The sequence below is a fragment of the Sporosarcina sp. GTC18466 genome, from assembly GCF_055389225.1.
The window spans coordinates 1,345,415-1,360,175 of sequence record NZ_AP044037.1; the positions used below are offsets into that span (position 1 = coordinate 1,345,415).

General features: G+C 47.4%; 16 protein-coding genes. 4 read left to right on the top strand and 12 right to left on the bottom strand.

The genetic code is table 11. From position 1 onward, the window contains the following. Positions 1-73 precede the first annotated feature (73 nt). The 3 genes from istA (at position 74) to ACZ5FK_RS06555 (ending at position 3,013) form a co-directional block, all read left to right on the top strand. On the top strand, positions 74-1,609 hold the full coding sequence (gene istA, locus ACZ5FK_RS06545) for an IS21 family transposase (RefSeq protein ID WP_464807094.1): 1,536 nt from the start codon (positions 74-76) through the stop codon (positions 1,607-1,609). Then, positions 1,609-2,373, top strand: coding sequence for an IS21-like element helper ATPase IstB (istB, locus tag ACZ5FK_RS06550; RefSeq protein WP_464807095.1), 765 nt, complete (start codon positions 1,609-1,611; stop codon positions 2,371-2,373). The genes istA and istB overlap by 1 nt, the downstream gene beginning before the upstream one ends. 319 nt (positions 2,374-2,692) lie before the next feature. Beyond that, the gene (locus ACZ5FK_RS06555; protein WP_464807096.1) at positions 2,693-3,013 is read left to right on the top strand and encodes a hypothetical protein; all 321 of its coding nucleotides are present in this window, start codon (positions 2,693-2,695) and stop codon (positions 3,011-3,013) included. A 42-nt stretch (positions 3,014-3,055) separates the two neighbouring features. Here ACZ5FK_RS06555 and ACZ5FK_RS06560 read toward each other — a convergent pair whose 3' ends face one another. From ACZ5FK_RS06560 to ACZ5FK_RS06580, 5 genes are all read right to left on the bottom strand, one after another. Next, entirely contained in the window at positions 3,056-3,520 is a 465-nt protein-coding gene (locus ACZ5FK_RS06560; protein WP_464807097.1) for a DUF2691 family protein, read from the bottom strand. A gap of 242 nt (positions 3,521-3,762) precedes the next feature. Then, positions 3,763-3,945, bottom strand: coding sequence for a hypothetical protein (locus tag ACZ5FK_RS06565; RefSeq protein ID WP_464807098.1), 183 nt, complete (start codon positions 3,943-3,945; stop codon positions 3,763-3,765). A 65-nt stretch (positions 3,946-4,010) separates the two neighbouring features. Beyond that, complete coding sequence (locus ACZ5FK_RS06570; RefSeq protein WP_464807099.1) at positions 4,011-4,199, bottom strand: hypothetical protein; 189 nt, start codon at positions 4,197-4,199, stop codon at positions 4,011-4,013. A gap of 57 nt (positions 4,200-4,256) precedes the next feature. Further along, the gene (locus tag ACZ5FK_RS06575; protein ID WP_464807100.1) at positions 4,257-4,913 is read right to left on the bottom strand and encodes a peptide-methionine (S)-S-oxide reductase MsrA; all 657 of its coding nucleotides are present in this window, start codon (positions 4,911-4,913) and stop codon (positions 4,257-4,259) included. Between the two features lie 539 nt (positions 4,914-5,452). Continuing rightward, positions 5,453-6,211, bottom strand: coding sequence for an N-acetylmuramoyl-L-alanine amidase family protein (locus ACZ5FK_RS06580; protein ID WP_464807101.1), 759 nt, complete (start codon positions 6,209-6,211; stop codon positions 5,453-5,455). Positions 6,212-6,453: 242 nt separating this feature from the next. On the opposite strand from ACZ5FK_RS06580, the gene ACZ5FK_RS06585 reads away from it, so the two are divergent. Continuing rightward, entirely contained in the window at positions 6,454-7,095 is a 642-nt protein-coding gene (locus ACZ5FK_RS06585) for a metal-dependent hydrolase (RefSeq protein WP_464807102.1), read from the top strand. A gap of 38 nt (positions 7,096-7,133) precedes the next feature. On the opposite strand, the gene ACZ5FK_RS06590 is transcribed toward ACZ5FK_RS06585, so the two are convergent. The 7 genes from ACZ5FK_RS06590 to ACZ5FK_RS06620 form a co-directional block, all read right to left on the bottom strand. Then, complete coding sequence (locus tag ACZ5FK_RS06590; RefSeq protein WP_464807103.1) at positions 7,134-8,411, bottom strand: TRAP transporter large permease; 1,278 nt, start codon at positions 8,409-8,411, stop codon at positions 7,134-7,136. After that, entirely contained in the window at positions 8,408-8,905 is a 498-nt protein-coding gene (locus ACZ5FK_RS06595) for a TRAP transporter small permease (RefSeq protein WP_464807104.1), read from the bottom strand. Before ACZ5FK_RS06595 ends, ACZ5FK_RS06590 begins: the two co-directional genes overlap by 4 nt. A 21-nt stretch (positions 8,906-8,926) precedes the next feature. Then, positions 8,927-9,967: a TRAP transporter substrate-binding protein gene (locus tag ACZ5FK_RS06600; RefSeq protein ID WP_464807105.1), complete on the bottom strand. Its 1,041-nt coding sequence runs from the start codon at positions 9,965-9,967 to the stop codon at positions 8,927-8,929. Further along, on the bottom strand, positions 9,964-10,875 hold the full coding sequence (locus tag ACZ5FK_RS06605) for a hydroxymethylglutaryl-CoA lyase (protein WP_464807106.1): 912 nt from the start codon (positions 10,873-10,875) through the stop codon (positions 9,964-9,966). Before ACZ5FK_RS06605 ends, ACZ5FK_RS06600 begins: the two co-directional genes overlap by 4 nt. After that, positions 10,872-12,074, bottom strand: coding sequence for a CaiB/BaiF CoA transferase family protein (locus ACZ5FK_RS06610; protein ID WP_464807107.1), 1,203 nt, complete (start codon positions 12,072-12,074; stop codon positions 10,872-10,874). Before ACZ5FK_RS06610 ends, ACZ5FK_RS06605 begins: the two co-directional genes overlap by 4 nt. Continuing rightward, complete coding sequence (locus ACZ5FK_RS06615) at positions 12,071-12,751, bottom strand: GntR family transcriptional regulator (protein ID WP_464807108.1); 681 nt, start codon at positions 12,749-12,751, stop codon at positions 12,071-12,073. The genes ACZ5FK_RS06610 and ACZ5FK_RS06615 overlap by 4 nt, the downstream gene beginning before the upstream one ends. Before the next feature lie 238 nt (positions 12,752-12,989). Next, entirely contained in the window at positions 12,990-14,642 is a 1,653-nt protein-coding gene (locus ACZ5FK_RS06620) for a glutathione ABC transporter substrate-binding protein (protein WP_464807109.1), read from the bottom strand. Between the last annotated feature and the right edge of the window lie 119 nt (positions 14,643-14,761).

Consider the following 14,761-nt stretch of genomic DNA (forward strand, 5'->3'; position numbering starts at 1 on the left):
TACCTAAATTCGCCCATTTTTTATATACTTGAGAGAGTCTATAGAAAGTGAGGTACGAGGAGTGGAAAGATGGATGTTATATAACGAGATACATAGATTGCGCAAGGAAGGATTTTCAAAAAGCAAGATCGCAAGCAAACTACAGGTCTCCCGCAATCTGGTAATTGACTACGCGAAGATGTCACCGGAGGAGTTCCTCCTCTTCAGCCTATCATTACAGAACAGAAGCAAGAAACTGGACGCCTACCAAAAGCAGATCCTGGCTTGGCTCAAGGAACATCCCGATTTCAGTGGCGCTCAGATATATGATCGGCTGATTGAGAAGGAGAAAATGGATCCTGCCTTCGTCACGGAAGGAACTGTGCGAAATTATCTGCGGGAATTGCGGGAGGTTTATCATCTCCCCAAAAAGATGGAGGAACGTAAATTTAGTGCCGTCCCAGAGCTGCCAATGGGGCAGCAGATCCAGGTGGATTTCGGCCAGACAAACCAAGAAACCACCTCCGGCGCATACAGACGACTCTATTTCATTGCCTTCATACTCGCCCACTCTAGGTACAAGTATGTTGAATGGCTGGATCGTCCCTTTACAACAGCAGACTTGATCAGAACTCATGAGAATGCCTTCCGGTATTTCGGCGGCATTCCAATCGAAATGGTCTACGACCAGGATCGTCTACTTACAGTCAGTGAAAATGCAGGTGATCTGATTCTCACGGCAGATTTCACCCGATACCAGCAGGCAAGAGACTTCAAGATCTATCTGTGCCGTGCGGCTGATCCACAGTCCAAAGGAAAGATTGAACAGGTAGTGAAGTATGTGAAAAATAATTTTGCGAAGCATCGCATTTTCGACAACCTGGACGATTGGCAGGAGGACTCCATGCGCTGGCTCACACGTACAGGGAATTACAAAATGCATCACAATACAAAAAAGAGACCCTTCGAAGTGCACGCCCTGGAAAAGCAACAGCTTCGAAATGTCTCCGGTACCTATCTTGTGGAAGGTAACTTTGCGTCCAGTATACCAAAACTAATACAGAAGGACAACGTCATCCGCCATGGGGGGAACCGCTATAGCGTACCGCTTGGTACGTACCGAAAAGGGGCACCCAATCATGCCTATGTATCTGAGGAGAACGGCTACCTACTGATCCGGCTGCAAGAGAATGGGCATCCTATCGCAAGGCATCCACTCTCGACGGAAAAAGGGAAATTGATCTCTGATCCTGTCCACCGAGAACGCGATTTGACCAAGCGAAATCAAATGATCCGCCAGGTTCTCGAGTCGTTCGGGGAATCTCCGGATGCCGCATGGCTAATTGAGATATTGACTGCCCAGTATCCTCGACATGTCATGGATCAATTACGGATTGTACAGGCCACTATCCTTGCCTATCCTAATCAAGCGACCGAGGCACTGCGTACCATGAAACGCCTTGGGATGAAAAGTGCCCACGAATTCCGGGATATCGCCACTTCGCTCGAAGTTAGGAGCCATAAGGAATTGCCTAAAGAGGGAGTAATGAATGCGAAGTACGAGCAATACACGGCACCGGAGCGCAAGGAGGACATCTACCGAACGATCCTAGAAGGGAGCGGTAGATGATGACAACACCATATACAGAACTGCAGGACATGTGCCGTGCTCTGCGCCTCGCTGAGACAGCAAAAGAACTGCCAACGTTTCTGAGAGAAGCAGAGGCCAAAGGATGGACATATCATGAGTTCATCCTTGCGGTATTGAACTACGAGACGCAGTGCAGGGAGAGAAAGACTAGCGACAAGCTGATGAAATGGGCCGAATTCCCGGATGTGCTGACATTCGGGAGCTTCCGGCTCGAAGAGCAGAATGCGATTGGCGAAAAGCGGTTAAACATACTAAAAGAACTATCATGGGTGGATGCGTGTTACACCCTAATCATGATGGGGCCAACCGGAGTCGGGAAAACCCATCTGGCTACAGCGCTAGGCATCCATGCGATCGAGAATGGCCGGCAGGCCATCTTCATATCGATGGACCGGCTGATCTATATTTTGAAATCCAGAGAGTATATCAGCAAATCCAAAAAACGTTACAAACGGCTGATCACCGCTGATTTGATCATCATAGATGATGTTATGTATATGGCATATGAGCAGGAGGAAGCTCATCTATTCTTCCAGTTCATTTATGAAATGTATGACAAGGCTGCTTTTATCCTGACATCAAATAAAGGACCGGCGGAATGGGGAAAGTTTCTAGGCGATTCTGTGCTAACCACTGCCGTTTTAGATCGGTTACTCCATCGAAGTGAGATCATCACATTTGGGGAGGAACAACCCAGCATTCGCATGAAATACAGAAAGACACTATTCGAAGAAACCGATTGAGAAACAAACTAAAAACTGTTGAATCTTATTTGTTGAAAACTGTTGAATTCTACTTGACGGTTACAAAGTACTTATAACCGATGAGGGTATTTACATTGATAAAACATTTTATACTAAAGAAGAATTTAGTAATCTACTTGAACAAGCAATATATTTAGAAGAGCCTTTTTATCCAGCCATACCTATAAACAAATTTTCAAATGATAGTGAAGTATCAGCGACAGCAGCTGTCCTTCCGCTGATAGCAGGAACTTGGTATATTCCGGTTGTTGGAGAAGTTGTAGTTACTGTTGGGGGAGCAATTATTGTCGGTGGTGCGGTGATCGCTGCCGGTTCATGGGTATACAATGCTGTCGTTGAATTTTTTGAACAAAAAGCATATGACAAAGCTAAAAAAGAAGGAACAAAGACAGCAAACCATTCAACTAAAAACACTAAAAAAGGTAGTGCCGATAATGTTTTACCTACAACAGGTAATCCTTTATCTTCAAAAGACTTAGTACAAGACGGTAAATTAAAACAAAGAAGATATTATGATAAAAACGGAAAAGCAGACGAAGACATAGATTATGACCATCCTGGAAATTATAAATTTCCACACAGACACACATGGGTTAACGGAAAAAGAAGTGGACATTAAATAAAGTGGGAATAGACATTGGTTAAAGACCAATGTCTATTTTTAATTGGACAAAGAATGATTTGTATCATTTTCATCTGTTATATATGCCACGTTTTTAAAACCAATGGTTACTGCCTTGGAATATATGTTTTCAGTTATAATTTGATCTTTTAAATAAATAAAAGCATGAGTTGAATCAACTAACAAAAAAATAATTTGGCAATCACTCTCCAGAAACTCTTCGTATGTGGATACAGTTCTTACAGATGTCAATGAGTTTTTTGGAAAGGCTTTTATATCAACAAATATTAAATAATACTCTTGTTCCGAAATTAATCTACGAAATATTTCACCGCTCACAATCGAATCATTGAACAAACTTTTCCCTAATTCTCCATCCTCTATCACATAAGATTCATTCAAACCACCTTGTTTCCAATCGAATTTTTCTACGTTAACATCATCCAATATTTCAGCCAAATATTTACCGTATTCATTTGGAATCTCAAAAGATATACCTCTCATATTTACCTAACCTCCAATAAAATCTTTATTTTCCACCCTATTAGACCGTTTACCCTGTTCTTTATCCAATATTTAAATACTTTTTAAATCTCTCTTTTCTTAAGTACATAATTCTGGTCCGTCTATTGAACAACCACTTTTTGTTGTAACAAAATTATCGTCATATTTATTTTTATCTTAGAGCATTTTCATGACTATCAAAATCGGGAAATTCAGCTTCGGCTTGTCTACTGATTTTCATTTCAATCCACATCCTTTTCGTCAATCAATTTCCCGTTAACCTCTTCCAGTTCATTTTCAGTCAAATACCGTTTTTCTAATTCGATGTACTTTTCACCACCCCAATTATACATGATGGCGTAGACGTATTTTGTCACATCTTTTTCTTTATAGCCGTCAAGTTCACCGTTTTTAAATTTGGTCATAGCCTCTTTAAATAGTCCAGAAAATACAATTGCTGCGCAACTTATTCAACTGGCCTGCCTCCCGCTCACTTCATGCGGATTACGAAGAAAGCACTGGCGATGAAGTAGTAGATCGCCAGGATGGATAATGTATCGGCGAGTGAAACGAGTAACACCTCATGCCGGATCAACAGCCGCCATACAAGGGAACTGATGATGAAAATTGCCGGAAAGACGAGGAAATACCCGGTAAAAACCAGTTTGTTTTTTGTCACTGCAATTCCCTCCCAGCGCTAAGATTACCCATGCTCAGTCTTCCTGGCACTTCATTCTCACCATTTCATCTGTTCAAACTGATTCAGGAGCTTGCGCTTTTCCTGCTCGTCCATCTGCCATGCCGCGAGCTCGTCGCGCACACTGTCCTTTGTCCGGAATCCCTTCACGAAACCGTTCAAACGTGCCGCGAATGTCGAATGGACAAGCTCTTGTTCATCCGGATAAAGCGGGCGAAGCTGTTCGACCGCATTCGGATAGCGTTTCAGATGGTATTTCTGATGCCGCTCCTCCGCCAGTGTGAATATATCTAAAGGCCCGATATCGGTTTCGATCGACTCTCCCAGTTCCTCCTCCATCTCCCGCTTCACACGCTCAATCGCCTCGCGCTGCTCTTCATCATGGTAACGGAGCAGGGAGATATACTGCCGGCCCTTGTACTCATCCCGGTTCGGGTAGTGGTTCCGCCAGAAGTGGCGCAGCACCTCCTCATACGGCAAGAGTGCCGGCGCAAAATCGATCTCTACCGTTTCGGTATGGTCTCCTAGGTTCCGGTACGCCGGGTGGTCCGTGGTCCCGCCCGTATAGCCGACACGTGTCCGGACGACGCCCGGCAAACTGCCGAACCGCGCTTCCGGACCCCAGAAACAGCCCATGCCGAACGTAGCGGTTGCGATTTTGCCCGGCCATGTCAATGTATCTTCTATCCATTTCATTTCTCCACCTGCTTTCCATTCAAAGCCTTATGTATCTCTACCCATCTTTTCCGAAATCCTTTCATTAAAAAAGCCAAGCGACCACTGAATCGCCCGGCAGTTTTTCAAACAATCGGCTGTTCCATCTCATACCGCGGATTTGCAAAATAAGGCGGTCTTGGACCAATAAGGGGTGTCCACAACGAAGCCCCCGTAGTCAATGCCCGCCGCGTTGCTTCGTTTTAGGGCAGGATTGCTTCATTTATGCCAGCATTGATTCTTTTCAGGGCTTGATTGCTTCTTTTCCGCTGCCTACTGCTTCGTTCGGGCGTTGTGTTGCTTCGTTTCGTGGACGGATTGCTTCGTTCGACGGCGCAGCTACTATATTGAACGGCTGATCGGCATTTATACGACGCGTTGCTTCGTTTCAGGGCTTGATTGCTTCTTTTCCGCTGCCTATTGCTTCGTTCGGGCGATGCGTTGCTTCGTTTCGTGGCCGGATTGCTTCGTTCGAACAGTTCTCACGCTCGCGCGATTGGCGCACTCACCTTTTCTAGGCGTCAGCCGCGGGTCCGCAGTACGCGAATTGCCCGCATGATCATAACGGCCACTTCCTCACGGGTCGCCTCGCGCTTCGGATATTCACCGTTTGTGATGCCGAGCCGGACCGCTTCCAGAAAATCAGCTTCGAATTGTTTGGACGGCGGATCGAATTTCCCTGGCGGCACGGGGGGTTCGGGCTCATTTTCCTGCTTTGGCTGAAGCTTGAAAAACACGGCGAGCGCCTCGGCTAACGCCTGTCCTTGTGCCTTCAGCCTTTCAGCAGGTCGCAGCGCTTTGATGTCGATCACCGAATCCATATAGCCGCCTTCCGTCAAAATGGCCGGCATGTTTGTTTCACGCAACACATGGAAGTTCGCCCTCTTTACGCCGCGGTCCGCAAGACCCATCGCCTTCGCAATCCTTGGCTGTACAAGCTTTGCCAGCTCAATGGACTTGGGGCTGACACTAGGGGAATCGAACACATACGTCTCCACGCCTGTCCAACCGCCCCAGCTGCCTGTGTTGGCATTGTGATGGACAGCAACATATGCATCTGCACCCCACCCATTCGCTCGATCTGTCCTTTCTTTCAATGGTACATCTGTTTTACCTGATGGGTCATCCACACGTAACGCCTGTACACCTTCGTAGCTGCTTAATTTCCCGATGCATGCCCGCACGACCTGATCATTGAAACTCCATTCCCGTTCCCCGTCCGGCGTCCGCTTTCCCGCCGTATTCAGCCCGTGTCCTGCATCCAGCGCAATCTTGACCATTCGATCACTCCTTTGTATTTTTCCTCCCTCACTGTATATATAGAGTTTAATCGGCAAAAGGGATAGGACATGGTCTATATATTTTGCAATTCACGTCATATTTCCCGGGGAATAACGAGTTTTTTCGACGGCTAGTTGAAAATCACCTGTACAATATGACAAACTAGATATCTACAAAGGAGCTTTGTAGATAAATTAGTAGAACCATGGAAATGGTTTCGACATCTATGAGAGGAGCATCCATGAAAGGCCAGACTCATTTCACAATCGGTCTCGCGGTTGGCGCCATCGCCGGATTTCAGGCGACTGCTGACCCGTTGACAATACTTACATGCGCGGGCATCGGTGCAATTGCAGGCATCGCCCCCGATCTAGACACGAACGGCATGGCAAGCAACCGGATCACGATCTCGCGGAAAGCTAGCCGAAACCTTCTGCAATCAGCAGGCCTGGTACTTCTGTTCCTGGCGGTATATCAATATTTCCAGGCGACTGATCCAACAATACCCGCCTATTTTGCGGCATCAGGCATTGTTTCCCTGATGGCAGCGCGCTTCCTTTCCCAGCGCAGAAAACTGACAATCACAGGCGCACTTGTCATTGCCCTCGGCTTGTTCGTCGCCCATTCGACGGCGATCCTGCTAGCAGGCATCTATATCGCCGCTGCCTCCTTCCTGCCGCACCGCTCGTATACCCATTCTTTGCTTGGACTTGCCTACTTCTTCATCATGATAAATCAATTCCAGCAAGAATGGCCGCTCGACGGGATGGTGGCGGCAGGAACGCTCGGCTACGCAAGCCACTTGATCTCAGATATGAAAATTCTCCCTGCGAACAGGCGCGGCGTCAAATGGTTCCTGCCGGTCTGGAAGAGGGAATTTTAATGCATTCAAAAACGCCAGGCGATTAGCCTGGCGCTCTTTTATTTAATATCTTTATGGATCAGCACTGTCGCAATTTCCGGGAAGAACGATAAGATGATCATGAAAACGACCATAATAATTGCGTAGGGAATGACCCCTTTCACAATCTCGCTGATCGTATTCTCCTTGTTCAATCCTTTTAGAACAAATAGGTTCATACCGACAGGCGGGGAAATCAGTGCGAGCTCCATATTGATAACCATGATGATTGCAAACCATATCGGATCAAAGCCAAGAGCCATGATGATCGGATACAGAATCGGCAGCGTGATGACAAGAATTGATACAGTTTCCAGGAACATTCCAAGAATCAACAGCACGATATTGATCAAAATGAAGATGATCCATGGTGAGATGTCTTGGCTTGTCGCAAAGTTGACGATCGTCTGCGGGATTTGCAAGATTGTCATGATGTAACCGAGCAGCATTGCACCAATGATGATGAACAAAATCATTGCATTTGTCTTCACTGTAGAAATCAAAATCTCACGAAGCGACGACATATTCAAGCTCCGATAAACGAAGATGGCGATTGCGAAACTTAAAACGACACCAACTGCGGCAGCTTCTGTCGGAGTAAAGATTCCCGCGTAAATACCTCCGATAATCAAGATTGGCAGCAGCAATCCCCAAATCGCTTTCTTTGATGCTTCCATGCGCTCCTGCATAGTTGCAGGAGTGTCTTTGATATGCCTCGTTTGATAGGCTGAAAAGAGCATGAACGCAACAGTCAGCACGATACCTGGAATGATTCCGGCAACAAATAGCTTTCCGACCGATTCTCCTGTGACCGACCCGTAAATGATCATCGGGATACTAGGAGGGATCAAGATGCCGAGCGTACCGCCAGCAGCCAGCAAGCCCAGCACATGCCGACGTGAATATCCACGTTTCACCATTTCCGGCAATGCAACAGAACCGACTGTTACAGCTGTCGCAACACTCGAGCCTGATATGGCGGAAAAGATGGTACAGCAGAATAGCGTTGCAATGGCAAGGCCACCGGGCAAATGTCTGAACCAGCGGCTCGCCATCTCATACAAGTCCCTGCCTACACCGCTGACGAGCAACACTTGGCTCATCAGGACGTACATCGGCAAAGCCGTCAGTGTGAAATCATCAAGCGATTTATACGAAATGATTGGTATCTGATTGAAAGCGAATGTGCCGCCATTGAAGAAAAACATGCCTGCGATCGCCAGCAGACTGAGCGTAAATGCGACTGGAAGACCGATCAAGAGGAGAACACCTAAACCGCCTGCGAAAAATATATTCATAGTTGCTCCCCTCCCCGATGAACCCCTCCGTCAATGAGCTGCAAGATGAATGCGATGCACAGCAGCACTCCGCCAATCACAAGAAACGATTCCGGCAGATACATGGGAATCCTTAGCAATGACGACGATTTTACGCCAAGATCAAATGTCTTTAGTACATGTGTATAGCTATAGATTGTGAAAATGACACTGAACACCAGACCGAGTGTGTTGGTAACATAGGCCAGGATTGTTTTGATCCGGTCATTCACATTATTCACTACTAAATCCACCGTAATATGGGAATATGTCCGAACCGCAAACGCACTGCCCAGAAAACAGCTGCCAAGAATCGCATAGATCGACAATTCCGTCGCCCAAGACGTCGGTTTATGGAAAAAGGACCTTGATACAACCTCGTAAAATGTCATGGCTGTCGTCAGCAGGATTAGCACACCCGCGATATAAGCCCCCCAGCGGATCAGCGAATCCAGAAATACATAGACCTTTTTCAAAAATTGTCCCTCCTCACCGCGTCAGTTCTCGTCTACCAGGTCAAGAAGCTCCTGTCCAAGATCGCCTGCATTCTTCACGAAAACATCACGAACTGGGGCAGCTGCATCTTTCCATTCCTGTAAATCGGATTCAGGAACGACGTAGACATCCATGCCTTTCTTCTCAAGTTCATCTGCCGACTCTTTGTCTTCCTTTTCAGCCTGTTCACGGATCCATGTTTCTGTTTCAGCAGCAGTTTCCGTCAGCAATGTCTGTGTTTTTTCAGGGAGCTTATCCCAGAAATCTTTATTCACAGCTAGCAAGAACTCTAGGTAGGCATAGTTATTGATCGTCAGATACTTTGTCACTTCGTCGTATTTTCTTTGCAGCATCGCAGTCGTGCCTGATGTCGCGCCATCTACCGTGTTACGCTGAAGAGCCATATACACTTCTCCTCCGCCCATGAAGACAGGAGACGCACCATACGCTTGGATCAATTCGGAAGGAAGGTCACCAATACTTCTGATCTTCAATCCTTTGAAATCTGCCGGAGATTCAAGTTTGCGTTTATTATTGGCGAATTGCACATATCCATAATCCGCGAACATTAATACTTTCGCGCCTTTCTCTTCCATTGCACCGCGCAGCTTATCGCCAAATTCTCCATTCAGCGCTTCACCGACTGCCGAATAATCATTGAAGATATACGGAACATCGAAGACGCCCATCGCAGGCACTGTGGATGCCCAAAGTGTTGAAGAGTTGACGCCCATTTCGACGCCGCCCGATAGGATCGACTGGTTCATATCTTTATCACTTAGTAATTGGCCTGCGGGATACACTTGAATATTCACTTTCCCGTCAGACTTCTCTTTTACTTCTTTCGCAAAATTTTCTACACCTACTGCGATATGATGGTCTTGCGGCAAGTTGTATGCAAGGCGGATTGTCACATCCTCATATCCATCTCCTGCGTCACCGCCTGAAGAGTTTTCCTTTGTTTCCCCTTTCGTATCTCCACAAGCAGACAATACGAACATCGCCATGGCAGTTACCATTAAACCAAATAACCATTTTTTCATTCCGCATTCCCCTTTACTTTTTTATTTTCAACATGACGGATCCGGCCAAGCGGCGTCTTTGTCGACAGGCTGGCCGCAAAGTCCGCTGCATCCAATAGCTTGTCGAAATCAATACCTGTGTCGATATCCATCCGATTGAACAAATATACCAAATCCTCAGTCGCCAGATTCCCTGCCGCTCCAGGTGCAAATGGGCAGCCGCCGATGCCGCTTGCCGAAGTCTCAAATGTACGGACACCGGCTTCAAATGCTGCATAGGCGTTCGCCAGGCCAAGTCCCCGCGTATCATGAAGATGGATGGCGACCGGCGTATCGCCCGCCTTCTCAAGTACTTTCTTCATAAGCCGCTGGACGTGATCGGGAGCCGCAATGCCAATCGTGTCAGCGATACTGATCCGGCCTGCTCCGGCCTTTAATGCCTGTTCTACAATTTCCAGCACTTTTTCCTCTGCGGTCTCCCCTTCATAGGGACAGCCAAAGCTCACGGCAACCGAAAAACATGTCAGGATTCCGTCCGTTTCCGCTTCCTTCGCAATCTCTTTGAATTGCGCCAAGTTCTCTTCAATCGACAAACCGATATTCTTTTCATTAAACGTTTCCGTAGCCGCACTCACCCAGTTCACCTCATAAGGCTTGTGCACCCTTGCCCGCTCATAGCCTTTCCGGTTTGGAATAAGAGCGATCGCCTTGAGGCCCTCTGCAGACGTAACAGCATCAAGCACTTCGGATGCATCTGCCATCTGGGGAACTTTTGCCGGGTGTACAAAAGAAGTCACTTCGACGCGCTGGATTCCTGAATCCCTTAGCTTCTGGGCAAGCTCCACTTTTTCCGCGGTGGAAGCAATTCGCGGATCAATCTGCAGTCCATCCCGCGGGCTGACGTCAATGATAGTGACAGTCTCTTTCATATGATCCCCCTCTCTTTCAGCCGAGCAATCTCTTCCTCCGTAAAACCAGCCAGTTTGCTATAGACATCCGCGTTATGCTCACCCAGGCTTGGCCCGCTCCAATCAATATCGCCGGGAGTCTCTGAAAGCTTTGGAACGATGCCTGGCACCGTTAATTTCCCGCCATCCGGCAATGTCACTTCTCTTAGCATTTCACGTGCTTTGTATTGTTCGTCTTTTACGATATCCTGGATGCCGTAAATCGGCCCGACCGGTACAGATGCTTCATCTAAAATGCGCTGGACCGTCTCGAACGGATATTGCAGCGTCCAGGCCTCGATCGCGTTATCGATAATATCCACATGGTCAGCCCTGCCCTGGTTCGAAGCGTAAAGCGGATTGTTCGCCATATCTTCCTGCCCGATCGCTGTCATGAGCCGCTGGAAAATGCGGTCGCCGTTCCCTCCGATGACAACATGTTTTCCGTCCGCACATTTATATGTATTCGAAGGGGCGATTCCTGGCAATGTGCTGCCTGTCCGTTCACGCACAACCCCTGTAAGATCATATTCTGGCAAAATTCCTTCCAGCAGGCTGAACACTGCTTCGTACAGTGCCACGTCAACAACTTGGCCTTGTTTCCTCTCGTCCGTATCACGAGCACGCAGCGCCATTAAGGTACCAATTACCGCATAAAGTCCTGCAATCATGTCCCCGATCGCAATGCCGACCCGTACAGGCGGTCTGTCCGGATAGCCTGTCAGATAGCGCAGGCCGCCGATCGCTTCGGCAACACTTCCAAATCCGGGCTTCTCCTTGTATGGCCCTGTCTGTCCATAGCCTGAAATTCTTGTCAGGATCACTCCTGGGTTCTCTTTTTTCATCTCTTCATATCCAAGCCCCCATCGTTCCAGCGTGCCCGGCTTGAAATTTTCAAGAACGACGTCTACATGTGGAAGAAGGGACTTTACAATATCCTGTCCTTCCTTCTCGCGCAGATTAATGGTGATTGATTTCTTATTCCGGCTTTGTACATACCACCAGACCGACGTGTCCTTATGCATGACACGCCAATTTCGCAACGGATCCCCATTCTTCGGTTCCTCAACTTTAATGACATCCGCTCCGAACTCTGAAAACAATTTCCCTGCAAATGGCGCTGCGACAAGATTGCCCAGTTCCAGCACCGTCACTCCCTCAAGTGGCTTTTTCCCTCTCAAGTCTCTGTTCCTCCTTGATTCGACGTCTCTTTGATAAACGCCTGATAATCATGTTGTATATGTTCCTTCATGCATTCGCGTGCCCGGTCTTTGTCCTTCTCGACAATCGCCTTGAAAATCTCTTTATGATCTTCCAAAGCATTCTCGATATTCCGCTGGCTGCCTTGCACAATCGCACGTCTGTAAAAGCTGTTGATCCCCCTTAATTGCATAGTCATGGGAATTATGAATTGATTTTTGCTAGCATGAACAATAATTTCATGGAAGTTAAAATTCGCTTGCAGCAGTCCGCGTAAATTCCCTACAGAAAATTCCTTTTCCATTTCCTCTATAGATGTCCTCATCAGCTGGAGTTCGTCTTCTCCCCTGCGTTCTGCTGCATAATAAGCGGCAAGTGATTCCATCTCGACACGAATTTCAAAAAGCTTTTGATAATCTTCCACCGCCGGATCGATGACTGTGACACCTCCTGTCTGATGGACAACGAGCAGACCGTCCTTCTCCAGCAGCCGTACCGCCTCACGGATCGGACTCCTGCTCACTTGCAATGTCTCGCCGATCTTTTCTTCTATAAGCCTCTCACCTGGATGAAAATCTCCGACTATGATAGCGTTCTTCAAGTACTCATATACTTGCTCTTTTAACGTCGTCCTTTTGAGCGGCGCTATTTTCGACAAGCTCTCACCTCATCTCTGTACACTGTATACAGTATTTAAGTATCAGAATATATCAGTTATTATAGTAAGTCAATATGTTTATAATATAATAAATTGACTAGCAGTATTATCAGCCAAATGGACAGATGAAAGGTCTGTTTACATTCATCAAACGCAAACAAAAGAGCGGCAAGCCACCAATTTTGTGACTTGCCGCTCTCTCATATTCACTCGATATTATCACCTGGATTTCAACTCATCACTCGACAAACTGAACATCCTTCAACTGATAGATGCCCGATGTGTCGATCGAGAAGCCTTTGATCTTGTTGCTGACGCCTGTGAGGTATTCCGTGTGGATGATATACGCCATTGGAGCGTCTTCGATCAAGTGCTCTTGTACTTTGTTGTAGATTTCGATCCGTTTTTCAGGATCCGCTTCGCGGCGTCCTTCTTCGAGAAGCTTGTCGACTTCTGCGTTTTCATAGAAGGAACGGTTGCCCGGGTCTCCTTTTTGGGAGGAGTGGAACAATGCGTACAAGCCGTAGTCCGCATCTCCTGTAGGGTTCGACCAGCCGAGGATGAACATGTCATGTTCGCCTGCAGCTGTCTTGTCGAGGTATGCTCCGAATTCCATGACGTTGATGTCCGCTTCGATGTTCAATTTCTTAAGTTCCGACTGGACGAGGACCGCGATCTGCTGACGCTGCGGGTTGTCGTTTGTCCAGATGGATGTCTTGAAGCCATCTGCGTATCCAGCTTCTTCAAGAAGTTTCTTCGCTTCGTCCGGGTTGTATGCGATCGGCTCTGCGTCTTCATTGAATCCAAAAATTCCTGGTGCAAGTGGGCCTTTCGCAAGTACGCCGAAGCCGTCGTAGACGCCTTGGCTGATATCGTCTTTATTCACAAGCATCGAGATAGCGCGGCGTACTTTCGGATCGTTGAACGGTTCTTTTTCCGTATTGAATCCAAGGTACGCAAGGCTGGAAGATGCTTTTTGGTTCACTTGTGCATAGCTGCCGTCGTTGATGGCAGCGACTTCGTTCGGCTGCACCGGATCTGCGATATGCACGTAGCCTGTTTCTAGGTCTGCGTTACGGACCGCACTTTCAGGTACGACTTTGAATGTCACTGTGTCGACATGCGCTTTGTCGCCCCAGTAGTCGTCGTTGCGTACAAGTTTGATCTCAGAGCCTGGCGTCCAGCTGTCGAACTTGAAATAGCCGGTGCCGACAGGATTTGTCGAAACGACAGAACCTGCATCTTTTCCGCCTTTCATCGCCTCATAGTCTTCGTCGATCGACTTCGGGCTCACCATGCTGCCGCCGTTATGCGACAAGTGCGCAAGAAGCGGGGCAAATGGATACTCGGTCTTGATACGTACTGTGTTCTCATCCACGACTTCGATATCCGTCACCATTTCATAGAGGAAATAGCGCGGTGAAGCGACTTCAGGATCAAGTACGCGCTCGAGGTTCTTCTTGACGACATCTGCGTTGAACGCTTCGCCGTCATGGAATTTCACGCCTTGGCGCAATTTGAATTCATACGTCGTGTCGTCAAGCGCTTCCCATGATTCGGCAAGGCCCGGGATGATATTGTTGTCATCGTCCCGTTTCACCAGTGTTTCATAGATGTTCGCCTGGACAACCGAGGAAGGCACGTCGTTCGAACCTGCAGGATCGAGCGATGATGCGTCAGACAGGACAGCCAGCACAAGATCGCCGCCTTCCGATCCGTCGCCTTTGCCTTCATCCACATTGGATTCGGTTTCGGAACCGGTCTTTTCGGTCCCTTTTTCGGATGCTTCTTTCTTATCCCCGTTGGACGAACCGCCTGCACACGCAGCAAGGACAAGGGACAGCGTCATGACAATGAATAATAACCACTTCAAATTCCCTTTCAAGCCCATATTCTTACCCCCATCTCTTTTAATCTCCTACAGCACTTCCAATGGATTCATGGAAATACAATAGTTACTAGGAATATAGCATACCCCTTGAAATCAGACAATACATTTCAGAAATATTT

What these genes read in the sequence shown, in the direction of transcription:
- ACZ5FK_RS06590 (WP_464807103.1), bottom strand. Translation starts at nt 8,411, where the DNA reads ATGAATATATTTTTCGCAGGCGGTTTAGGTGTTCTCCTCTTGATCGGT.
- ACZ5FK_RS06620 (WP_464807109.1), bottom strand. Translation starts at nt 14,642, where the DNA reads ATGGGCTTGAAAGGGAATTTGAAGTGGTTATTATTCATTGTCATGACG.
- ACZ5FK_RS06575 (WP_464807100.1), bottom strand. Translation starts at nt 4,913, where the DNA reads ATGAAATGGATAGAAGATACATTGACATGGCCGGGCAAAATCGCAACC.
- ACZ5FK_RS06605 (WP_464807106.1), bottom strand. Translation starts at nt 10,875, where the DNA reads ATGAAAGAGACTGTCACTATCATTGACGTCAGCCCGCGGGATGGACTG.
- istB (WP_464807095.1), top strand. Translation starts at nt 1,609, where the DNA reads ATGACAACACCATATACAGAACTGCAGGACATGTGCCGTGCTCTGCGC.
- ACZ5FK_RS06585 (WP_464807102.1), top strand. Translation starts at nt 6,454, where the DNA reads ATGAAAGGCCAGACTCATTTCACAATCGGTCTCGCGGTTGGCGCCATC.
- ACZ5FK_RS06565 (WP_464807098.1), bottom strand. Translation starts at nt 3,945, where the DNA reads ATGACCAAATTTAAAAACGGTGAACTTGACGGCTATAAAGAAAAAGAT.
- ACZ5FK_RS06600 (WP_464807105.1), bottom strand. Translation starts at nt 9,967, where the DNA reads ATGAAAAAATGGTTATTTGGTTTAATGGTAACTGCCATGGCGATGTTC.
- ACZ5FK_RS06560 (WP_464807097.1), bottom strand. Translation starts at nt 3,520, where the DNA reads ATGAGAGGTATATCTTTTGAGATTCCAAATGAATACGGTAAATATTTG.
- ACZ5FK_RS06580 (WP_464807101.1), bottom strand. Translation starts at nt 6,211, where the DNA reads ATGGTCAAGATTGCGCTGGATGCAGGACACGGGCTGAATACGGCGGGA.
- istA (WP_464807094.1), top strand. Translation starts at nt 74, where the DNA reads ATGTTATATAACGAGATACATAGATTGCGCAAGGAAGGATTTTCAAAA.